Origin of the sequence: Bifidobacterium simiarum (genome assembly GCF_002802905.1) — a bacterium.
GTDB classification, from domain to species: Bacteria; Actinomycetota; Actinomycetes; order Actinomycetales; family Bifidobacteriaceae; genus Galliscardovia; species Galliscardovia simiarum.
In genome coordinates, this window is sequence record NZ_PEBK01000002.1 from 314,465 (window position 1) to 335,932 (window position 21,468).

The window sequence follows — 21,468 nt, forward strand, 5'->3', positions numbered from 1 at the left end:
GGAACCTACGTGGTCACAAGGCCGGTCGGATTTGCAATCACGCCTTGTTAACCCACTGCGCTTCGTCCACGCGAATCGCAATACACGGCGTAAAGATTCAATATTCAGTTGTGATCGATAGCCACCATAGCAGCCGCCATTCGACAATCCGAGGTCCAGATTCGACGAACACACGTGTTTTGTGGTTTTCGTCAGGCCAATCAGCCCGAATATTCGGAAAAACAGGGGAATATCTGCCTTATTGGTGCCGTGTTGCCCGAGCAAAGCCACAAAACTCGCTTGCTTGATCGTTCCGGCAACAAAAAAGGCTGCGACCCCCTCGCGAAGAGCGAGGTCGCAGCCTTATCGTCGATCAGGTGTCTCACAGTCGGGTCGGGTCTCCGTCAGGCCCGGGCCCGACCGTCGATCACCAGCCGAACAGATCGCCGTAGCCGTTGTCGGAGCCGGATCCGTTGTCGGAGTTGCCGGAACCGCTGTCGCCGTTGCCGTTCTGGCTGTTGCCGTTGCCGTTGTTGTTCTGCGAGAACGGGCTGGTGGATTCGGAGCGGTTGGAGCCGTTGACCGCGCTTTCCTCCTTGTTCATCGTCACGCTCAGCTCGATGGTCTTGCCGCTGCGGACGATGGTGAGCTTGGCGGTCTCGCCCATGGCGGTGGCGCGTACGAAGCCGAGCAGCGAGGCGTTGGAGCCCACGGCCTTGCCGTTGTAGCCGACGATCACGTCGCCGGCCTTGACGCCGGCCTTGTCGGCCGGGCCGCCGGAGACCACGCTCTGCACCGCGGAGCCGGCACGGGTCACGCCGTCGGCGGTGGCGGTGGAGGTCTTCACGGTCACGCCGAGGGCCACATGCTGCACCTTGCCGTTCTTGATGATCTCGTTGGTCACGCGCTTGACGAGGTTCGAGGGGATGGCGAAGCCGATGCCGATCGAGCCGCTGGAAGAGCTGGAGCTGCTGGACGAGCTGGACGTGGCGATCGAGGAGTTGATGCCGATGATCTGGCCGGCCGCGTTGAAGGTCGGACCGCCGGAGTTGCCGGGGTTGATCGCGGCGTCGAGCTGCACGGCGTTGGTGACGATCTCGTTGTTGTCGTCGTCCATCACGGTCACCGGGCGGTTCAGCGCGGAGACGATGCCGGTGGTGGCGGTGTTCTCGTAGCCGAGCGGGTTGCCGATGGCCATGACGTTTTCGCCGACGGCCAGTTCGTCGGAGTCGGCGAATTCGGCGACGGTCAGGTCGCTCGGCGGGTTCTGCAGCTTGATCACGGCGAGATCGGTGGTCACGTCGGTGCCCACGACCTTGGCCTCATACAGGTTGCCATTGGACAGCGTGACCATGATCTGCGAGGCGCCGGAGACGACGTGGTTGTTGGTCACGATGTCGCCGTCCTTGCTGATGATCGCGCCGGAGCCCTTGGCGATGCCGGTCTGGCCGTTCGACGTCACCTGCGTCTGGATGGCGACCACGGCGCCGGAGACGTTCTTGGCCACGGTCTGCCAGTCGGGGGCCTTGCCGGATTCCACCTGCGCGGTGCCGCTGCCCGAGGAGTTGGAGCTCAGCGAGGAGAGCGAGCTGGAGGTGGGGACCTGCACCCAGCCGGCGGTGAGGGCCGCGAATCCGATGCCGAGGCTCAGCGCCACGGCCACCACGGCCGCGATGACGGCGGTAACGACCGACGTGATGCGGGACTTGGTCGCGCCGCCGTTCGGGTCGCCGGGGTTGGCGGGGCCGTTGGGTCCGCCGAAGCCGCCGGGGTTGTTGGGAGTATTGGGATTGCCGGGAGCGCCCGGGCCGGCCGGGCTCTGGCCGTACTGCGGATTGCCGCCGTTGCCGTTGCGGTTCTGCGGGGTCTGGAACGGGTTGTACGGGGTGTTGCCCTGAGCATTGCCCTGCGCGTTGCCCTGCTGACGGCCGTTGTTGCCGTTGTTACCAGCGTTGTTGTTCGTATCGTCTCCGAAGCTGATGCCGAAGAAATCGCGGATCGGCTGGCGACGGCCGTTCTGACCGTCGGACTGTCCCGGCTGGTTCGGCTGAGCCTGATTCTGTGCGGCCTGCTCGCGCTTGGTCTCCTCGGGGATCGGCCCGTATGCGCCATACAGCGGTGCGGGACGGTACGGGGAATCGGGGTTAGTCGGCTGAGAAGGCTGACCGGGGTTGCCGGCGGCACCGGTCTGGGGTGCGTTCGGAACCTGAGATCCGGTATTGCCGGTCGGTCGCGGAGTCTGATTGAGGAACGGGTTCAGCGGCAGCGACGGTCCGGGCTGCTGGGCGGAGGAGGGGGCCGACTGGGCCGGAGCCGAGGCCTGCGGCTGGCCCGGCTGAGTCGCTGCGTTGGCCGCAGCGTTGGCCGCGGGGGCGGTCGGCAGCGCCTGCGTGGGCTGGGCGTCCTGCTGGGCCACCGGACGGATCGCCTCGGTAGGCTGCTCGCTCAGCGGCCGCTGCACTGCGGTACGTTCGGTATCGGGATTGACGTTGGTGTTGTTGACGTTGGTGTTGCCTGCGTTGCCGGCATTGGCCGTCGATTCGGTCTCCCCCTGTGATTCGGACCGGCCCGGCTGCCACTGTCCGCCGTTACGCGGATCCCATGCATTGGGATTGCTGCTGTTCTCAGCCATTACTGCTCCTTCATCGTTCGCGGGGCCTGCGGTTCGGTTGCGTTCCCCATCATCCCACGCGCGCGAAACACCCGGCGTTACCGCGCGGGGATTTCGCTGCTGTTCTATTCGGCTACCTAAGAGTAAAGACTGCACCTCTGGAAGTTTCCTGAACGTTCGTTGAAAGATAAGAACGAATCTTCTTCCGGCTTGCTCAAATCTTGCCAGCGCCGATCCCCGGGGTTCGCATAAAGTGGTGATCATGACTGACGTATCGAACACCCCGACTTCCTCCACGGCCCCGGCCGCACTGGTATCCGCGGGCTCACCGGAGGCCGCCGCACTGGTCGCCCACCCCCGCGGCGCACAGCCCGACCAGCCCGGAGACCGTTCCGCCTTCGGCTTCGAAGTGGTGCGACGGCTCGATCCCACCGCGGACGGCCTGGGCCGCGACGGCGTCCGCCACGGTCGCGCCGGCATTCTGCACACCCCCCACGGCGACATCCAGACCCCCGCCTTCGTGCCCGTGGCCACCCAGGCCACCATGAAGGCCATGCTGCCCGAGCAGCTGGTCGATCTCGGCGCCCAGTGCACGCTGGCCAACGCGTTCCACCTGTTCGAACGTCCGGGTGAGGACATTCTCGACGAGGCCGGCGGACTCGCCAAGTTCATGAACTGGAACGGCCCCACGTTCACCGATTCCGGCGGATTCCAGGTCATGTCGCTCGGCGTCGGCTTCAAGAAGACGCTGGCCATGGACGTCACCGGGCTCAAATCCGACGACATCATCGCCAAGGGCAAGGAGCGTCTCGCCTTCGTGGATGAGGATGGCGTGACGTTCAAATCCCCCCTCAACGGCGACATCCACCGGTTCTCGGCCGAGATCTCGATGGGCATCCAGCACAAGCTCGGCGCGGACATCATGTTCTCCTTCGACGAGCTGACCACGCTGATGAACACGCGGTCGTATCAGGAGGAGTCGGTGGAGCGCACGTACCGCTGGGCCAAGCGCTGCGTGGCCGAGCATCAGCGGCTGACCGCCGAACGCACGGGCAAGCCGTATCAGGCGTTGTTCGGCGTGGTGCAGGGCGCGAACTACGAGGATCTGCGACGCCATGCCGCCCAGCAGATCGCCTCGCTGGACTTCGACGGCGTGGGCATCGGCGGCGCGATCGAGAAGCGCCTGCTCGGCAACACCTGCGCGTGGATCTGCGACGAAATGCCGGAGCTCCGGCCGCGACACGTGCTGGGCATCGCCGCGGTTGACGACATCTTCGCCGGCGTGGAGAACGGTGGCGACACGTTCGACTGCGTGGCCCCAGCGCGTACCGCCCGCAACGGCGCGATCTACACGCGGGACGGCCGCTGGAACGTGCTGCGCACCGCGCTCAAGCACGATTTCCGCCCGCTCGAGGAGGGTTGCGACTGCTACACCTGCACGCATTATTCGCGCGCCTACCTGCATCATCTGCTCAAGTCGCGGGAGATGAGCGGATGCACGCTGGCCACGATCCACAACGAACGGTTCTTCGTGAAGCTGCTCGACGACATCCGCGCCTCGATCGTCGGCGGCTACTTCGACGAGTTCCGCGACGAAACCCTAACCCGCTTCTACGCCAACGGCTCACGTGGCTGAGCCCGTAAAGAAAACGCCAGAGGCGTTTTTAGGGCTCAGGTGAGCCGACAGGCGAACCAGAAAAACGCTGTCCCCGCAAGGGGGCACTCCACACTTGCCGGATCTCACTGCAATTCCGCCCTTACACGCCTAGCCCTACCATGGCAGTAGCATATGCCGCATTTGGGGAAGAAGGAGAAGTCCGATATGGATCTGCTCGAAGCGATGGAGAACCGCCACGCCATTCGCATGTACACCGACGAGCCGGTCGACGCCGAAACGCTGGCCGCGCTGCAGGCCGAAATCGATGCCTGCAATGCCGAAAGCGGCCTGCATTTCCAGATGGCCCACGATCTGGATGACGCGTTCCTCGGCCTGAAGACGCATTATGGCCGATTCAAGGGCGTGCACAATGCGATCGCCCTGATCGGCGCGCCCGTGCCGCCGTCCGAGGACGCGACGGCCGGCTGGGTCAAGGAAGGAACCGCCGACGAAGCGGCCACCGACCCCGGCGAGATCGCGCTGCAGGAGAAGGTCGGCTATTACGGGGAGCGTCTGGCGCTGAAGATCGTGCAGTTGGGTCTGCAGACCTCATGGTCGGTGCTCGATAACGCCGATGCTGCGCCCGATGCCTGGTGGCAGCTTGGCCCCGACGAGAAGATCGTGTGGGTGCTGGCGTTCGGTCATGGAGCGCGTCCCGGCGGCAAGCATCGCACCAAGCCGATCGAGGAGCTCAGCCGTACTCCCGAAGGTACGGAGATGCCGGATTGGTTCCGCCGGGGCATGGAGGCGGCCATGCTTGCGCCGACGTCGCTGAGCCAGCAGCCGTTCCTGTTCACGTTGCATGAGGACGGCATGGTGAGCGCGGCGGCGACCGAGGGCCTGTTCGCTCACGTCGGCCTCGGCTGCGCGAAGTACCACTTCGAGGCCGTTTCCGGACATCATGTCGGCTGACGCCGAATCGCGGCGATACGTCGTCTGATTCGTCGATATCGGCGAAAATGCGAGTTGTGTGGCTTGCTTCGGTAAACCGGCCATCAGGATCGGCTATTTTCCGCCATATTCCGTCGGCCAGTAGCCGCGTTGGCTCAAACCAAGCCTCACAACTCGCATTTTTCTTCGCGACACGCCGAAGACGCACCCGATTTGGCAGATTTCAAAACCCAGTGCTAAATTAATCACTTGTCTGCGAGCGTGGCGGAATGGTAGACGCGCTGTCTTCAGGTGGCAGTGAGTGTATGCTCGTGGGGGTTCAACTCCCCCCGCTCGCACGATTGAGAACAACCCCGGAACGTTGAAACACCAACGGTCCGAGGTTGTTTCGTATCGCCACCACCCCATTTTGGTGACAAAAATGGTGACAACATCTTTACAAATCACCTTTACAAATCATCTGATTCAACGGTCTAGAACATGATCGAACGCGCTCAGCGGTCTTCCGTTCTGAACACACCTGTAATACACTCTGAATACAGAAAGAACATGGGAGTAACGCATGCGTATTCACGTCTTGGGAAGGATCCACGAACGGCATCCCCAATTGGTCGAGGAGGACGTCGTCACGGCGTTCCGCAGCGTGATGGCCGACGCGGAGCGGACCGATGGCGCGTGGATGGCCGTGGGCCTTGACGGCCGAGGCCGCAACGTCGAGATGCTGTACCGGGTGAACGGCGAGGACGTGGTGATCTATCATGCGTTCACTCCTCCCACGAAGAAATTCCTGAAAGAGATCAGCCAGCTAAGGAGCAAACGATGAGCATGAGCAAGCATGACGAAGAGCTGCTGGCCCTAGTCGGCATGACGGGCGAGCAGGCCGAACGAGACGCTGAGCGAGCCGAGGACGAGTCGATACCCGACCCGCTCACGGGCCGCGTGTTCTACGGACTGCACCTCGCCCCGAGCGAGGAGGAGACCGTCACCGTGAGCCTGCGACTGCCGAAGTCGATGGCCGACCGGCTCTCAGCCGAAGCCAGAAGCTACCACATCAGCCGCAGCGAATACATGCGTCGCAAACTCGCCAACGCCTGACAAATCAGGACCCCGCTCGCACGATTGAGAACAACCCCGGAACGTTGGAATGCCAACGATCCGGGGTTATTTCGTATGTGACAGTCCCCTGAAAATATGACGAAAATATGACGCTCTAAATTCGGGCTATAAGCTCACCGCCCGAATCTTCGGAGCCCCCACCACCACCCGATATAGACTGTCAGCATGAGTGACGAGAATCTGAATACGACCGACGCGCCCGCACCGAGCCCCAAACCAATCCCAAACCCCAAACCGCCTACTTCGCCGGCGGCTGCTTCTGGGGGCTGGAACGCTACTTCGGCAACGTGGACGGCGTCACGGCCACCACGGTCGGCTACGCCCAGTCGCACACCCCGAATCCCACGTACGAGCAGGTCTGCTCCGGCACGACCGACGCCGCGGAAACCGTGAAGGTGGACTTCGACCCGAACCGCGTGACCCTGCGCACGCTGAGCCTGCTGTTCCTGGAGGTCATCGACCCGTTCTCCGTGGACCGTCAGGGCAACGACACCGGCCGTCAGTACCGCACCGGCATGTTCTACACCGACGACGCCCAGCGCGACACCTACATCGCGGCGATCGAGCAGCTCATCGACCGCGAGCCGCGCCGCCCTGCCGTGCTGATCGAACCGTTGCGCAACTTCTACCCCGCCGAGCCGTACCATCAGGACTATCTCGACAAGAATCCCGGCGGATACTGCCACATCCCGATCAGCAAGATCGCCAACGTGCGCAACCGTCAGCGGTACGTCGATCGCATCTGGGATCTGACGCTGGAACAGTTCGCGGTCACGCAGCACGCAGCCACCGAACGCCCGTTCGTCAACGAATACGACCACACCTTCGAGCCGGGCATCTACGTGGATGTCGTCAGCGGCGAACCGCTGTTCCTGTCCACCGACAAGTTCGATTCCGGCTGCGGATGGCCGGCCTTTTCGAAGCCGATCCGCCCCGATCTCGTCACCGAGCATGAGGACGATCGCGTTCCCGGCCGCCCGCGCATCGAGATCCGTACCGCGGACACGCAGATCCATCTCGGCCACGTCTTCGATGACGGTCCGGCCGAACTGGGCGGACACCGATACTGCATGAATTCCGCGGCCCTGCGATTCGTCCCGCTCGACCGGATGGTCGCGGAGGGCTATGGGGAGTACGTTCCGCTGCTTGATCGGTGATCGCGGATCACCCGGACGCGCATACGTCAATCACCCGACTGCGCATACGAAACGTACGAAATACGAAAATGGACCGATCCCGATACGGGACGGTCCATTCGTATATAAAGATCAGTCGATCACCGTTCCGGACGGGTCGATCACCGACTCACCCGACGGCTCACCGACTCACCCGACGATTCACTCGGCGACGAACTTCAGGAAGGCGTCGGCCTGAGCGGCCAGCTTCTCGCGATCGGCGTCGGTCAGACCCAGTTCGCCGGTGCCCCAGGCCTCGGGAGCCAGGGCCACGCCGACCTGATCGTCAAGCAGCTCGGCCTTGTTGAAGCCCAGCACCTCGGTGAGCTTGGCGCGGGTGCCAGCACCGGCGGACTGGCCGGCGACGGAGCTCAGCGCGATCTTCTTGCCGGCGAGCACGGAAGCGGATTCGGCCGGGAACGGCTCCAGCGGGCGGGACAGCCAGTCGAGCAGGTTCTTCAGCAGACCCGGGTAGCTGTAGTTGTACTCCGGGGAGAAGATCCACACGCCATCGGCGAGCACGACCTCGCGGCGCACGGCGGAGACGGCGTCGGGAGCCGGGTATTCGCCGTCCTGATCGAAGAACGGAACGGCGGTGTAGTCCAGGAACTTCACTTCGGCGCGGTCGCCGACGAGCTTCTTGGCCTCTTCGGCGAGCTGGTGGTTGAAACCGTTCTTGTGCAGGGAGCCCACGATGAACAGCAGCTGGGTCATGATTCCTCCAAAGTCTTTGCGGACATTATCGTACCGATGCCATTGTCGCGCGCGCCCGCAGACATGGTTTGCCCTCAGAGAAGGAGCGGCAAGGATCGTTGGAATTGCAACGAATATACGACGGTAGCTGTATCATTCGGATAGCACAGTTCGGCCGGCAACGACGACCGGAACCATACGGAGACGACAGTATCGCAGGGAGGTCCGATGACGTTCAGCATAGACCACGCTAGTCCGATTCCGGCATTCGACCAGATCTCCATGCAGATCGACGGGCTGATCCGCTCCGGACTGCTGGAACCGGGAACGGAACTGCCGTCTATCCGCAGACTGTCGCAGGATCTGAACGTTTCGACCGGTACGGTGCGTCACGCCTACGCGGAGCTGGAGTCCCGGGGACTGATCATCACCAGCCCCGGCAGGGCGGCACGGGTCGCACCGAAGTCGAAGATGTCGTGTGACGTGCTCGCCGCGATCCAATGTCTGGTCGAGGCCGCCCGCAAGAAGAACGTCGATCTCAACGCCACCCAAAGCGTCCTCACCACCATGTGGAGCATGCGATGACGGGGACGGCCGCAGCTCCGAACTACGATCGTACGGTGGTCGCCTGCTTCAACGGATACGTCACGCAGGCGGTGGTGAACAACTTCCTGCCGCTGCTGTTCGTCACGCTCAGCACCTCGCTGCACATGACGCTCACCGAACTGTCCAGTCTGATCACGGTGAACTTCGTCACTCAGCTCGTCGTGGACGTATTCGCCGGCAAATACGTGGACCGCATCGGCTACAAACGCTGCATCATCGCCGCGCACATCTGCGCCGCGGTCGGGCTGATCGCGCTGGGCGTCCTGCCGCAGCACGTTCCCCATCCGTACGCCGCATTGCTCGCGTCGATCTTCCTGTACGCCATCGGCGGCGGACTGATCGAAGTGATGGTCTCGCCGATCGTGGAGGCCTGCCCCACCCGTCACAAGGCCCAGGCCATGAGTCTGCTGCACTCGTTCTACTGCTGGGGACAGCTTGCCACCGTCGGCGTCTCCACGCTGTTCTTCGCCGTCCTCGGCATAGGCGCATGGCCGTATCTCGCCTGCCTGTGGGCGCTGATCCCCCTTGCCGGCATCATCATGTTCGCCAAGTCGCCGATGCCCGAGATCGTTCCCGAGGGCGTGGAGCGTATGAGCTCGGGAACCCTGCTGCGCCGACCGCTGTTCTACCTACTGTTCGTGATGATGCTGTGCGCCGGGGCCGCCGAACAGGGCATGGCGCAGTGGGCGTCCGCCTTCGCCGAAACCGGTCTCGGCGTGAGCAAGACCATCGGCGATCTCGCCGGCCCCGCGGCCTTCGCGCTCACCATGGCGCTCTCCCGCACGCTGTATGGCGTCATCGGCCGCAAAATCAACCTCCGCGCGTGCATCGCCGGCAGCGCAGTGCTGTGCGTGACGATGTACCTGCTCGCCGCACTCTCCCCCATGCCGGTGCTCGGTCTCGTCGGCTGCGCACTCACCGGATTCACCGTGGGCATCATGTGGCCGGGCACGTTCTCGCTGGCCGCGGAACGCATGCCCGGCGGCGGCACGTTGATGTTCGCGCTGTTCGCCGTGGCGGGCGATCTCGGCTGTTCGGCGGGCCCGGCGGTCGTCGGACTGGTCGCCGCGGCCAACGCCGGTAGCCTGCATGCCGGACTGCTCGCCGGCACCGTCTTCGCCGTCGGCCTGCTGGTCTGCACCGCGGTTCTGGGGCGTTCCCGCCCACAGTGACCGCGCCCGCCCACAGTGACCGTTCTCGTTCACGCGGACCCACATACGCTCGCATGAGCCAGACTCACTCACGCGGGACGGGCGGCCCACGTGAGCAACCACGACCCTTGCGACTGCCGACAACGTGGTCGAGAGCCGAATCGGACGCCGCTTACGGCTAGACTTGTGGTTCAGCAACGTTGTTCGTGCGACGGCAGCGCACGCAGCGCACGAAGGAGACCCGCGTAAGGAGAGACACCCATGCTGCTTAGTGATCACGACATCCTCGCCGCCCAGGAGAGCGGCAACATCTCGTTGACGCCGTGGACGCCGGAAATGGTACAGCCGGCCTCGATCGACGTGCGTCTGGATCGCTTCTTCCGTGTCTTCAACAGTCACAAGTACACCTACGTGGATCCGGCCGAGAATCAGGGCGACCTCACCGAGCAGTTCGAGGTGCCGGCGGACGAGCCGTGGATCCTGCATCCGGGCGAATTCATCCTCGGCTCCACTTGGGAGTACGTGAAGCTCGATGCCTCGATCGCCGCCCGTCTGGAGGGCAAGAGCTCGCTGGGCCGTCTGGGCATCCTCACCCACTCCACCGCCGGATTCATCGACCCCGGTTTCGAAGGCCACATCACGCTGGAACTGTCCAACGTCAGCACCCTGCCGGTGAAGCTGTGGCCCGGCATGAAGATCGGCCAGATGTGCTTCTTCTCGCTGAGCTCCCCCGCCGATCACCCGTACGGTTCCGGCGAACTCGGCTCGCATTATCAGGGACAGCGCGGACCGACCCCGAGCCGCTCCTACATCAACTTCTACCGCGCCGACGTCAACGACTGAACCGGGCGGCCAAGAGTCAGCAAGGCGCTGGGCGGTTCCACCGATCGCCCAGCGCCTTGTTTATCCGTTCTACCTGTCTGTATCTTTCCGGGCCTTACCGGTCATTCCGTCTCATACGGCGAGTTCCGCCACACCAATTCGGGCTGCAACAGCTTGTGCCAGTTCTCGTCGTCGGTGATCGGCTTGCCGTCGAGCACGTCCCTCGTCATGCGCAGCAGTTCGCGGGCCACCACGTCCAGCGGCTGCTGGATCGAGGGGAACGAGAACGCCTTCGCGATCGCCGAATTGTCGAATCCGGTGACCCACACCGGCCGGGAAAGCATGGCGACGTTGGGATTGCCGTCGATCACCGCGTGCTTGACGATGTGGCTGATGCTGGACAGCGCGCCAACCGCGAGATTGTCGGACGGGCAGACGATCGCATCCAGCTCGGGGTGCCGCTCGTACAGCTCGGCCGCGGCCTCCTCGCCGGCGCGCATGGCCTCGACCGTGCCGATCGCCCACGAGCTCAGCGGGGTATCACCGTACCGCTCCTCGCCGGCAAAGTCCTTCTCGCCGGCAGACCTCTCCTCACCGGCAGAGCCCTCCTCGCGGGCAAGACCCTCCGCACCGACACCACCTTCCGCGGCAGAACCGGCGTCGGAACCACTTCCCACAAGGCCGCCGTTCCCGCCAAGCACCCGGCCATTGGCGATCAGCCCGGCTTCGACCAGCGCATCATGCCATCCGGCATACCGGTTGATCGCGGTACCGGTGCCGGAGTTCCAGCCGATGTATCCGATGTGCCGACGCCCGGCCTCGATCAGCCGCCGGGTCATCTCCTTGATCGCACTGTATCCGTCGACGTCCACCCACGGAATCTGCGAGGCCTCCTCCGCCGGCAAATTCCACGGCCGGCCGAACAGCACGAACGGCTGATGATGCTCGATCAGCCAGCGCGGGCGGCCATCCGCCACCTCCAGCTCATTGAGCACAATCGCGTCGACATCGGACTGCTCCATCAGGCTTTCGATATGCCGGATCTCGCTCGGCTCGTCAATACGGGGGTACAGCATGATCTGCTTGCCGTCGACATTGGCTTCGGCGGCGAGCAGATGCAGGAACTCGTCGAAGATCGGTGAGGGGGCTCGATGCTTGCCCGCCGAAATGCCGACCGCCACCACGTCGCTGCGCCCGGACCGCAGTCGCCGCGCCGAGGCATTGGGTTTGTATCCCAGCTCCTTGATGGCCTCCTGGATCTTGGCCCGCGTGGCGGCGGACACGATATTCGGCGAATTGATGGCGTTGGACACCGTCTGATGCGAGACCCCGGCCTTGCGCGCCACGTCGCGAATGCTGACCATATGATCGCCCCCTAGCCGGCCGGCCTCTACGCCGACCGCACGTCGATGCTCGTTTCGTTCGTTCGGATCACACATCATCGCCGCGCCGGACGCCGCACCGGGACGTCGCGCCAAGAACCGTGACAAACGCCCTGTGCGATATTGTGCGATTACCTTGTCTAAGACAATTATTCCACACAATATGAACGTTCTAGTTTCGTTGCCAACTGATGCCGTGCCCACCCGACACCACACGATACGACGCGATCATCATGCCATTGCCTGTTTTACGACCTATCTCCATTCTTAGGGCAGTTTTTCTTGGCTTGCAGACATCTATCTCCATTCCGCGGGGCGGTCAGACCACGCTACGCCAGGTAAGAGCGTTGCCATATCAACGCCGATACTTCGATTCTCGTCATCAAACGACCCTCAGAACGAAGATAGGTGTCTGCACACCCCTTAAATGTGCCCTCAGAACGGAGATAGCCCCCAACAGACAGCCCCAACATCATCGCTACCGACGTCGCTCCACCGCGCGCAGCACCATCTTGTAGAGCTCGCTGCCCACCAGCACCAGAGCCGCAAGCCCCAGGCATTCCAGCCACTGATGCGGGTCAAGCGGCGTGGTGCCGAACGCTGTGTTGAGCACCGGCACGTAGATCACCACCAGCTGCAATGCCACGGACAGCGCGATCGCACCCCACAGCCACCGGTTGGCGAACATGCCCCTGAAGGCGCTTTGCGTGGCCGATCGCGCGGCGAGCGCATTGAACAGCTGCGCGAACACCAGAATCGTGAAACCCATCGTGCGCGCCATGACGATCTGGTCGGCGTGCGTCACGCCCATCGCCGAATCGTCGGTGAGCAATCCGCCGGGCAGATACAGGTCCATGCCGATCAGCGTCACCGCGGCCATGAGCACGCCGATCACGATCACGTCGCCCCACATGCGGCCGTCGATCACACGGTCGGTGAGTTTGCGCGGCCCCCGACTCATCACGTTTTCGGTGGAGGGGTCCACGCCCATCGCCATGGCGGGCGCGGCGTCGGTGAGCAGGTTGATCCACAGCAGCTGGGTGGCGAGCAGCGGCACGGTCACGCTGTCCGCCCCCGGCTCGGAGATTCCTAGGAAGCCGGCGAGCAGGACGCCGCCGAACACGGTGAGCACTTCGCCCACGTTGGAGCTGAGCAGGTATCGCAGGAACTTGCGGATGTTATCGAAGATCGACCGGCCTTCGCGCACCGCGGCCACGATGGTGGCGAAGTTGTCGTCGGTCAGGATCATCTTGGCCGATTCCTTGGTCACTTCGGTGCCGGTGATGCCCATGGCCACGCCGATGTCCGCGGATTTCACGGCCGGGGCGTCGTTCACGCCGTCGCCGGTCATGGCCACGATCTGCCCCTGGGCCTGCAGCGCATCCACGATCCGCATCTTGTGTTCGGGGGCCACGCGCGCGTACACGGAGACCCCGCGCACGGCCTCGTCGAACTCCTGCGGGGTCATGTGGTCCAGATCGTCGCCGGTCAGTGCCCGCCCGGATTCGTCGATGACGCCGAGATCCTTGGCGATGCGCGCGGCGGTAAGGGGGTGGTCGCCGGTGATCATGACCGTGCGGATGCCGGCGGCGTGCGCCTCGGCCACGGCATCGCGCACCTCGGTTCGCGGCGGATCGATGATGCCGACCATGCCCGCCCAGATCAGATGCCGCTCGGTGGTCTCCGGATGATCGGCGACGTCCGCGAAACCGGCAGCATCCGCAACATCGGCAACGTCGTCAGTGACCGGACCGACGTCCTCGCCCAGCGGACGGTATGCCGATCCGAGCGTGCGATACGCCTCCCCGGAGAGCCGTTCCACATCGGCCAGGATCCGGGAACGGTCAGCGTCCGTCAGCGGACGGACCGTGCCGGCAACGTCGATGCGATCGCAGTATCCGAGCAGCACGTCGGGCGCTCCCTTGGCGAGGGCGACAGGCCGATCGCCGTTCTCGCGGTCGGCGGCGATCACCGTCATGCGTTTGCGTTCCGAGGTGAAGGGGATCTCGGCCACGCGCGAGTATCTCGACGTAGGATCGGTACGGCCGGCTCCCGGTTCAGTCCCGAACGCCTTGCGCGCCGCGACGATCAGCGAAACCTCGGTGGGGTCGCCGATGATCGCGGGGCCGGCACCCGATTGCTCGCCACCCAACGGACCGTCCGTCTGCCCACCGTCCGCCTGCCGATCATCCACCTGCCCGGCACCCAACTGCCCATCATTGGCCACGGCCCCGATCAGCAGGGTGCGCGCGGCCTCCGCACGGCGTACATCGTCGGCGGCCAACGGCGATCCGTCCACGTCGGTCATCTCGCCGACCGTCTCGTATCCGGTACCGGTCAGTGCCACCTCGCCGGAGGGGGTGACCACGCGCTGCACGGTCATTTCGTTGCGGGTGAGCGTGCCGGTCTTGTCGGAACAGATCACCGAGGCGGATCCCAGCGTTTCCACCGAGGAGAGCTTCTTGACGATGGCGTGGTGGCGGGCCATACGCTGCACGCCGAGCGCGAGCACGACGGTGAGGATGGCGGCCAATCCTTCGGGGACCGCGGCCACGGCAAGCGAGACGGCGAGCAGCAGCGACTCGATCACGTCCTGCGTGGAGTTGAATCCGTAGACCACGGCGAGCAGCACGAGTACCAGCACGGCGATGGCGCATACCGCGAGACCGAGCACCTTGGAGACGAAGGCGATCTCCTTCTGCAAGGGGGTGGGCTCTTCCTTCTGCCCGGCCAGCATGCCGGCGATTTTGCCGACCTGCGTGTTCATGCCGGTGGCGGTGACCACGAACCGGCCGGTACCCTGCGTGACCGACGTGCCGTTGAACACCATGTTGGTTCGGTCGGCGAGCGCCTTGGCCGCGGGCAGCGTGGCGACGTTCTTGGTCACGGGCACGGATTCGCCGGTGAGCGACGCCTCGGCCACATGCAGTGCCGCGGCGGCGAGCAGTCGGCCGTCGGCGGCGACGGTATCGCCCTCGGCCAGCAGCACGATGTCGCCGGAGACCACGTCGGCGGTGGGGATAGAGACGGATCGCCCGTCGCGCAGCACGGTGGCGTGGGCGGCGGCCATGCGGGAGAGCGCCGCGACGGCCTGTTCGGCCTTGGCCTCCTGCGCGTAGCCGAGGATCGCGTTCACGATGAGGATCAGGACGATCACGATGCAGTCGAACGGCAGTTTTTCGGCTTCGGCGGGGTTGTTGGCCCGTTCGATAAGCCATGCGATCAGCGAGATCGCCGTCGCGCCAAGCAGGAGATAGACCAGCGGATCGTTGAACTGGGCAAGGAATTTGCGCCATTTCGGGATTTCGGGGGCGCCGGCGAGCACATTCGGACCGGTTTCGGCGAGCCGTCGAGCCGCTTCGTCGGACGAAAGCCCTTCGGCGGGGTCGACGTGCATGGCTGCGGTGGCGGTTTGTGCGTCGACCAGCGACGGGTCGGCGATCTGGCCGTCAAGCGGGGTGGCGGTCTGGTCCTTGACCGGATCTGCAGTGACCTGACCGGCGGTGGCAGCATTGACCGGGTTGACAGTCGGATTGGCGGGACGCTTCATCGTATTCCCCTTGGTTCCGCCGCAGAGTAGTCAATCCCCCGGAACCACTGCGACGGCCACGACGACGGTCTGCCGATGACCATGACGACTGCGGCGATTCCACGGAATTGTGCGGATGCCGTTCCGCCGCGATGCCGCGACGGTTACTCGCATTCTATCGGGCCGATTCCGGCAACACGACTGACATTTTCGGACAACGTGTCGTTTTTCTTGGACCGAGGGCAACGGACCGGGGAAGATGGGAACGCCAGCCCCGGGAGACCCCGGAGACCTTACGCTGATTGGGATTTCGAGACGACAACCCTCCGAAACCTGTCCATTGCGCCCCGGCCGACGGAAGCCGATAATCGAATCACGGCGCCAACAACGGCGTTGACGCCGGCCAAATTATCTGGGAGCTATTGGGCACTCATACGGATGTAGGCGGCGTGTTCACGCAGGTATTCGCGCAGGTACGGGATGGCGAAATCCACCAGACCGTAGCCGACGTCTTTGATGACCTGCGCTTCGATCAGCCGTGTGCGATACATGTTCGCATATCCGATATTCTTGTTCATCCGTTTCGCGATCTCGGAGGTCGAGGACGGTCCATCATCCTGAGCCATGGCAAGCAGATACGTCTTGTCGACGGCCGACAGACCATCCATCTCCGGCCCGTGAACCGTGTCCCCCAATCGGGCCATCGCATCACGGATGCCTTCCCTGGCGTCATCAACGCTTACGGAAACCTCGGATTCGTCTCGATGCTTCCGATACGCAACCCTCCAGACGTGATACCCGACCAGTTGAATCATGAACGGGTAACCCGCCGTCGCCTCAACCGCAAGCTTCAGCGCCTCACCGGCAATGGCAATTCCCGAATCGTGGAAGGTCTCATCGAATGCGTCACGCACCTCCGTCAACGGCACATCGCCCAGCGGCTCCGCCTGAGCCCGCCGCAGAAACGTCAGCACCTCGTCATTCAGCCATTTTGAGGAAATCGTCGGCAGTCCGGCGAAGACGAATGCAATATCCCTCTCCTCACGGATCATATGTTGCACGGCAGTGGCGATGGCCACCATGCCCTCGCGCCGTGCGGCCTGAGCCTCATCCACGGTGATCAGCAAACCGGCGTGCTTTCGTTCCAGCACGTCCAGACGTCTGGCCATGGCATCGCGAAGCGTCAACGGCATCTGCTGCGAGGAGACCTTGGCCTCCCTGAGACTGACACCGCCCACACCGGACAGTTCCACCGACGGCTTCACCGAAAGACTGAACAGTCGCCGCGGAGGCTCAATACGCTCCAGCAATCGTTGCGCAAGCCCATCCGAAGCGGTTTCGTCGATCACATCCCACTTGCGAGCGCGAGCCATGCGACCGAATTCCGTAAGAATCACGGTTTTACCGACTCCACGGGCACCGGTCACCCGCATCAGCCTTCCGGGAGCCCCCGGCCCGTTCTCCAAGCCCTCTTCGAAATCATCCAGCACCGGACCACGACCCACCAGTAACGGCGGCATACGACCGGCCGTCGGTTTGAACGGATTGGTTCGCCGCATCTCGGACTTCTTGGCCATCCCGCACCTCCGTGTCTTCCGGAAATCATTCCCATTTCCCCATCAACACTATAAAGATTATAAAAGAATATAAAAACTTATAAAAGAATATAAAGAGTATAAAAGCGGTGACTTGAGGAGAGCGCGACGAGGATTCGTCGATGGATTGGAGCGCATTTTCCACAATATGCAGCCGAATCCATCGACTCCGAAGCCGGAGTACCGCAGAAACCGCATGATTTCAACGTTCTTGAAATCATGATTATCGGATTTCGATGGATTGGACTGCATAATTGGGGTTTTCGCGCTCCAATCCATCGGATTCGAGCGGATTTCGATGGATCGGGCTGCAAATCCCCGATTTCGCAGCCCAATCCATCAAACAGCACGGCACTCACCAAACAGCACGGCACTTCACCGATCTACCGACCGGCCCACCGAAATCCCTCACCACCATCGAAATCCCTCGCCATCCCCAGACATCCCGCAATGCGCCCGGCGGCAACGTCCCGACATCACCATCCCGGCAGCGCAACGACCCGCGGAACCCCTTGTGGGAGAATGGAACCTATGGCATTGAAGAAAGGACCGACCAAGGGGTCGGGAGGAAAGCATCGTAATAAGCTGCGCGGCCACGGCCCCACCCCCAAGGCCGAGGATCGCGTGTACCACAAGGCGTATCGGGCCAAGAAGGTGGCCGACCGCCGCAAGATGGCCGATCCGCGACTGGCCGCCAAGCGCCGCGCCGCGAAGTTCACGTCGGATTCCGACGATCTGGTGATCGGCCGCAACGCCGTGGTCGAGGCGCTGCGCGTGGGCGTCCCGGCCAAGGAACTGTATTTGGCCGCCCGCATCGAGCACGACGACCGCACCCGCGAGATCGTGCAGCTGGCCGCCAAGAGCGGTCTGCATCTGCTGGAGGCGGATCGTCTGGAGATGGATCGCATCGCCCGCAGCTCCAATCATCAGGGTGTGGTGCTCAAGGTGCAGCCGTTCCAGTATTCGTCGCTGGCCGATCTGGTGGATCGCGCCGACCGCAAGGCCAAGGCCATGTCCGGCGTCTCCGAGGCTGCACAGATCAAGGCCCGCCCGCTGTTCATCGCGCTTGACGGCGTCACTGACCCGCAGAATCTCGGCGCGGTGATCCGTTCCGCCGCCGCGTTCGGCGCCAACGGCGTGATCCTACCCGAGCGTCGTTCCGCCTCGGTGACCGCGGCCGCGTGGAAGGTCTCCGCCGGCGCCGCCGCCCACATGCCCGTGGCCCGCGTGGTGAACCTGACCAAGGCCATCGAAAGCCTGAAGGAGCGCGGCTACTACTCCGTCGGTCTGGACGGCGGCGGCGACTCCCTGGTCGGCGAGACCGGATTCGAAACCGATCCGCTGGTCGTGGTGCTCGGCTCCGAAGGCAAGGGCCTGAGCCGTCTGGTGCGTGAGGCCTGTGATTCGATCGCCGGCATTCCGATCAGCTCGATGGTCGAGTCGCTGAACGCCTCCGTGGCCGCCGGCATCAGTCTGTACGCCGTGGACCGCGCCCGCCGCGAGGCCGTGGCCGCCGCCTCCGCCAAGTAGTTCGCGAGACGCTCGGTACGCAATACCAAAATCGCAATACCAACATGCCCGGGGAGAGTTACCCACAGGTACTCAATCCGGGCATTGCCGTATTTCCCCCCCCCCATCAGAACGGCACCCCCCATCAGAACAGCAAACACGGTCGGGATGATCGGTGATGGTGCCGGACCGCCCATACCCGGACCGCCCATACTGGGTACAATAAGGACGCGGTGTTTGTGACCGTCATGCCGCCGTGGGGTTGCCCACATTCCCATGGTTTCATACCGTCCCAGTGTGGGAGTTCAGGAGTGATGGACTCGTGGTCGATGATAACGCGGAAAAGATCTCTTATCCTTATCGCGATGTGGATCTGATGAGCGGGCTCATAGAAACGACTGATGACGATGCCTGGATCATTCGCAGGTCAGTCGCTGACAATCCGAGCGCTTCTGCCGAATCGCTTACTTGGCTGGCTGACGAGGAGGATCAGGAGGTTCGTGAAACTGTCGCTTGGAATCCGAGCACGCCGGCTGACGTGCTCACGAGGCTTGCCGACGATGAGGAGATCGAGATCCGTAAGCGTGCCGCTGGGAATCCAAGTACGCCGATAGATATCCTTGTCCGTTTTGCCAGCGACGATGAGGCCGAGATCCGTAAGTACGTCGCCGGGAATCCGCACGCACCTGCCGACGTTCTGACAAGACTTGCCGACGACGTCGACGGTGATGTCCGTAAGGGTGTCGCTCTCAACCCGAGCACGCCGATTGCAGTGCTGGCTGCGCTGGCCGGGAATAACGATCCTGATGTGCGGGAGCGGGTCGCCCGTAACCCGAGCACACCGGCTGACGTTCTGGTGAGACTTGCCGACGATGACGATCCCGAGGTCCGTAGAAGGATCGCGAATAGCCGTAGCGCGCTGGCACGAATGCACGATGAGCACAGCGGGGATGAGCACAGCGGGACTGACTCATGTGAACTGGTCGAGGATGAACCCGAGGATGAACCGAAGAGCGCAATTGGTGCTATAGCGGATCTTTCATGGGACACTATCGACTGGGGTCGTACGAATGCCGCCGGCAACCCGAATACTCCCGTCGAGGTTCTAGCAAGACTGGCCGGGGATAAGGATCCTGATGTCCGTAGAGGAGTCGCCGGCAACCCGAATGCCCCCTCGGACGTCCTCGTCAACTTCGCAGGGGATGAGAACAAATATATCCGTACAGCGGTGGCGGGCAATCCACATACTCCTGCTGAAATCATCACCGATCTTGCCGGTGATAGTGATCGTGATGTCCGAGAGGAGGTCGCCCGCAACCCGAGCACGCCAGCTGAAGTGCTTGCCGCGCTTGCCGGGGATGATGACGAAGATATCCGCGGTGACGTCGCCGACAACCCGAGTACGCCGACTGACATTCTGGTGAAGCTGGCCGGGGATAAGGATGAGAGCGTTCGCTGGAATGTCGCTTGGAATCCGAATACTCCGGCTGAGACGCTTGCCGAACTGGCGAGCGATAATGATAGACGGCTATGGACTTTCCTTGCTGACAATCCGAATGCTCCGGAGGATATTCTGGCTAAGATCGCCGTGTATTTTGAAGCCCGTTTTCATGTGGCCAATAATCCGGGAGCGCCGTCTGGATTACTGGACAGAATCGCCCGCGAGGAAAAAGGACTATTCCCTCAATACGACCGACAATACGACTGAGGGAAATCCGGATACGCCGGCAACCGATCCTGACGAACCTGCCGGACGCGATGATCACTGAACCCAGGCCTAGGGGGTATGCTTGAAGAGCATTTACCATGTGCAAAGGCGCTGTTGACAAAAGAGGTTGCGAATGATTCACCATGTCACCGACAAAGCGTTCAAAGATCTGGCATTGACAAACATGCGGCTGCTGGAACGGCTCGCGCCGATGCAGTCGGACATCGAAGACCTTATCAAAAGGATATGTACAAAGAAAGGGACATTTGATGAGGTCCAGTATCGGAAAAAGCTCCAAGCACGTCAGCAGGTCATAGAAAAAACCACTTACGGAGATATGGCATCATGGGCTTACTGGGGTTCCACGTATCCGGATGTGGAGCCTCCTGCGGAATACGTGGAGGCCTGCAATCGTGATCGCGACGACTCAGATAAGCAAACGCTTGTCGAGCTCCAATACGACTTGTTGAAGGACCGTCTTAATGCCGATTTCATCATTGTTGGCGTCAATTGGGGTGGTGACGAACAGAAACTGTATGGCGGAAAAGGGCCTACCATGTTCCGTAACTACCATTCAAAAAGCGTCACTCCCTTCTATGGTCGAAAAGACAAGGAACGGTGGACTCGTCTGTTTGAACGCACTCCGCTAGAAGGCTCGTATATGACCGATGCATTCAAGGGCGTCGCGAGTACGACCTCGGCAAACTTGCCAGTTGGGCTCACAAGGACGCCAATAGGGTGACTGTCATGCGTGACATCCTCCGCGAGGAGAGGCACCTATTGGGAGCCAGTGATCATCCAGTCTGCTGGATCACTGTCGGCAAATCGTCCGTCGTGATGGGCGAGCCTTGGAATGGGAAGAGGGAAAGCGCATCCCCTGACGGACTCTACCTTCCGGACGACCGCATGGTGCATATCCCGTTCCCCCTGTTTATTACTCGGAAAGAAAGTTCCAGAGGAGGCATCCGCCCCAGTCATATCGATGCGTTGTCTGAAACGGTAACGACGTTTTGCATGGAACATGGAATCCCGTGTTCCGAGCGT

The 21,468-nt window shown here is 62.7% G+C and carries 15 protein-coding genes, 1 tRNA gene and 1 pseudogene; 12 read left to right on the top strand and 5 right to left on the bottom strand.

The features are described from left to right. Nucleotides 1-406: 406 nt before the first annotated feature. Nucleotides 407-2,611 (bottom strand): S1C family serine protease, encoded by a 2,205-nt coding sequence (locus CSQ87_RS03335; protein WP_100512433.1) that lies wholly within the window; start codon nucleotides 2,609-2,611, stop codon nucleotides 407-409. Nucleotides 2,612-2,852: 241 nt separating this feature from the next. Between CSQ87_RS03335 and tgt the strand changes: the two genes are divergently transcribed. The 6 genes and pseudogenes from tgt to msrA form a co-directional block, all read left to right on the top strand. After that, a complete protein-coding gene (gene tgt, locus CSQ87_RS03340) occupies nucleotides 2,853-4,226 on the top strand; it encodes a tRNA guanosine(34) transglycosylase Tgt (RefSeq protein ID WP_100512434.1) in 1,374 nt (457 codons plus the stop codon). Between the two features lie 186 nt (nucleotides 4,227-4,412). After that, nucleotides 4,413-5,159 (top strand): nitroreductase family protein, encoded by a 747-nt coding sequence (locus CSQ87_RS03345; RefSeq protein WP_100512435.1) that lies wholly within the window; start codon nucleotides 4,413-4,415, stop codon nucleotides 5,157-5,159. 234 nt (nucleotides 5,160-5,393) lie between these two features. Continuing rightward, nucleotides 5,394-5,476: transfer RNA gene (locus CSQ87_RS03350), tRNA-Leu, on the top strand. A gap of 269 nt (nucleotides 5,477-5,745) precedes the next feature. Beyond that, nucleotides 5,746-5,961, top strand: coding sequence for a hypothetical protein (locus CSQ87_RS03355; RefSeq protein ID WP_243388815.1), 216 nt, complete (start codon nucleotides 5,746-5,748; stop codon nucleotides 5,959-5,961). Continuing rightward, nucleotides 5,958-6,233 (top strand): ribbon-helix-helix protein, CopG family, encoded by a 276-nt coding sequence (locus CSQ87_RS03360; RefSeq protein WP_100512437.1) that lies wholly within the window; start codon nucleotides 5,958-5,960, stop codon nucleotides 6,231-6,233. The genes CSQ87_RS03355 and CSQ87_RS03360 overlap by 4 nt, the downstream gene beginning before the upstream one ends. Before the next feature lie 251 nt (nucleotides 6,234-6,484). Next, nucleotides 6,485-7,411 (top strand): annotated as a pseudogene (gene msrA, locus CSQ87_RS03365) (peptide-methionine (S)-S-oxide reductase MsrA); the annotation flags it as partial. A gap of 180 nt (nucleotides 7,412-7,591) precedes the next feature. Here the strand turns inward: msrA and CSQ87_RS03370 are convergent. Beyond that, nucleotides 7,592-8,143: an NADPH-dependent FMN reductase gene (locus tag CSQ87_RS03370; RefSeq protein WP_100512439.1), complete on the bottom strand. Its 552-nt coding sequence runs from the start codon at nucleotides 8,141-8,143 to the stop codon at nucleotides 7,592-7,594. A 207-nt stretch (nucleotides 8,144-8,350) separates the two neighbouring features. Here CSQ87_RS03370 and CSQ87_RS03375 point away from each other — a divergent pair, with 207 nt between their 5' ends. The 3 genes from CSQ87_RS03375 to dcd all read left to right on the top strand — a co-directional run bounded on the left by CSQ87_RS03375 (nucleotide 8,351) and on the right by dcd (nucleotide 10,722). Further along, entirely contained in the window at nucleotides 8,351-8,707 is a 357-nt protein-coding gene (locus tag CSQ87_RS03375) for a GntR family transcriptional regulator (protein WP_100512440.1), read from the top strand. Beyond that, nucleotides 8,704-9,900 carry an MFS transporter gene (locus tag CSQ87_RS03380; protein ID WP_100512441.1) on the top strand — a complete coding sequence of 399 codons (1,197 nt, stop codon included), beginning with the start codon at nucleotides 8,704-8,706 and terminating at the stop codon, nucleotides 9,898-9,900. The genes CSQ87_RS03375 and CSQ87_RS03380 overlap by 4 nt, the downstream gene beginning before the upstream one ends. 240 nt (nucleotides 9,901-10,140) lie before the next feature. Next, nucleotides 10,141-10,722, top strand: coding sequence for a dCTP deaminase (dcd, locus tag CSQ87_RS03385; protein WP_100512442.1), 582 nt, complete (start codon nucleotides 10,141-10,143; stop codon nucleotides 10,720-10,722). Nucleotides 10,723-10,823: 101 nt separating this feature from the next. Here dcd and CSQ87_RS03390 read toward each other — a convergent pair whose 3' ends face one another. From CSQ87_RS03390 to CSQ87_RS03400, 3 genes are all read right to left on the bottom strand, one after another. Continuing rightward, nucleotides 10,824-12,065, bottom strand: coding sequence for a LacI family DNA-binding transcriptional regulator (locus tag CSQ87_RS03390; protein ID WP_100512443.1), 1,242 nt, complete (start codon nucleotides 12,063-12,065; stop codon nucleotides 10,824-10,826). A 496-nt stretch (nucleotides 12,066-12,561) separates the two neighbouring features. Continuing rightward, nucleotides 12,562-15,633: a cation-translocating P-type ATPase gene (locus CSQ87_RS03395; protein ID WP_100512444.1), complete on the bottom strand. Its 3,072-nt coding sequence runs from the start codon at nucleotides 15,631-15,633 to the stop codon at nucleotides 12,562-12,564. Between the two features lie 398 nt (nucleotides 15,634-16,031). Next, a complete protein-coding gene (locus tag CSQ87_RS03400; RefSeq protein WP_243388816.1) occupies nucleotides 16,032-17,189 on the bottom strand; it encodes an ATP-binding protein in 1,158 nt (385 codons plus the stop codon). A 549-nt stretch (nucleotides 17,190-17,738) separates the two neighbouring features. Between CSQ87_RS03400 and rlmB the strand changes: the two genes are divergently transcribed. The 3 genes from rlmB to CSQ87_RS03415 all read left to right on the top strand — a co-directional run bounded on the left by rlmB (nucleotide 17,739) and on the right by CSQ87_RS03415 (nucleotide 21,166). Beyond that, a complete protein-coding gene (gene rlmB, locus CSQ87_RS03405; protein WP_100512445.1) occupies nucleotides 17,739-18,737 on the top strand; it encodes a 23S rRNA (guanosine(2251)-2'-O)-methyltransferase RlmB in 999 nt (332 codons plus the stop codon). A 301-nt stretch (nucleotides 18,738-19,038) separates the two neighbouring features. Next, nucleotides 19,039-20,424: a variant leucine-rich repeat-containing protein gene (locus tag CSQ87_RS03410; protein WP_133122336.1), complete on the top strand. Its 1,386-nt coding sequence runs from the start codon at nucleotides 19,039-19,041 to the stop codon at nucleotides 20,422-20,424. Nucleotides 20,425-20,557: 133 nt separating this feature from the next. Further along, the gene (locus CSQ87_RS03415; protein WP_100512447.1) at nucleotides 20,558-21,166 is read left to right on the top strand and encodes a hypothetical protein; all 609 of its coding nucleotides are present in this window, start codon (nucleotides 20,558-20,560) and stop codon (nucleotides 21,164-21,166) included. Nucleotides 21,167-21,468: the final 302 nt, after the last annotated feature.

Excerpts from the sequence above, each read along its gene's own strand:
- CSQ87_RS03335 (WP_100512433.1), bottom strand. The coding sequence starts at position 2,611 with ATGGCTGAGAACAGCAGCAATCCCAATGCATGGGATCCGCGTAACGGC.
- tgt (WP_100512434.1), top strand. The coding sequence starts at position 2,853 with ATGACTGACGTATCGAACACCCCGACTTCCTCCACGGCCCCGGCCGCA.
- CSQ87_RS03345 (WP_100512435.1), top strand. The coding sequence starts at position 4,413 with ATGGATCTGCTCGAAGCGATGGAGAACCGCCACGCCATTCGCATGTAC.
- CSQ87_RS03360 (WP_100512437.1), top strand. The coding sequence starts at position 5,958 with ATGAGCATGAGCAAGCATGACGAAGAGCTGCTGGCCCTAGTCGGCATG.
- CSQ87_RS03370 (WP_100512439.1), bottom strand. The coding sequence starts at position 8,143 with ATGACCCAGCTGCTGTTCATCGTGGGCTCCCTGCACAAGAACGGTTTC.
- CSQ87_RS03375 (WP_100512440.1), top strand. The coding sequence starts at position 8,351 with ATGACGTTCAGCATAGACCACGCTAGTCCGATTCCGGCATTCGACCAG.
- CSQ87_RS03380 (WP_100512441.1), top strand. The coding sequence starts at position 8,704 with ATGACGGGGACGGCCGCAGCTCCGAACTACGATCGTACGGTGGTCGCC.
- dcd (WP_100512442.1), top strand. The coding sequence starts at position 10,141 with ATGCTGCTTAGTGATCACGACATCCTCGCCGCCCAGGAGAGCGGCAAC.
- CSQ87_RS03390 (WP_100512443.1), bottom strand. The coding sequence starts at position 12,065 with ATGGTCAGCATTCGCGACGTGGCGCGCAAGGCCGGGGTCTCGCATCAG.
- CSQ87_RS03395 (WP_100512444.1), bottom strand. The coding sequence starts at position 15,633 with ATGAAGCGTCCCGCCAATCCGACTGTCAACCCGGTCAATGCTGCCACC.
- CSQ87_RS03400 (WP_243388816.1), bottom strand. The coding sequence starts at position 17,189 with ATGGCCAAGAAGTCCGAGATGCGGCGAACCAATCCGTTCAAACCGACG.
- rlmB (WP_100512445.1), top strand. The coding sequence starts at position 17,739 with ATGGCATTGAAGAAAGGACCGACCAAGGGGTCGGGAGGAAAGCATCGT.
- CSQ87_RS03415 (WP_100512447.1), top strand. The coding sequence starts at position 20,558 with ATGATTCACCATGTCACCGACAAAGCGTTCAAAGATCTGGCATTGACA.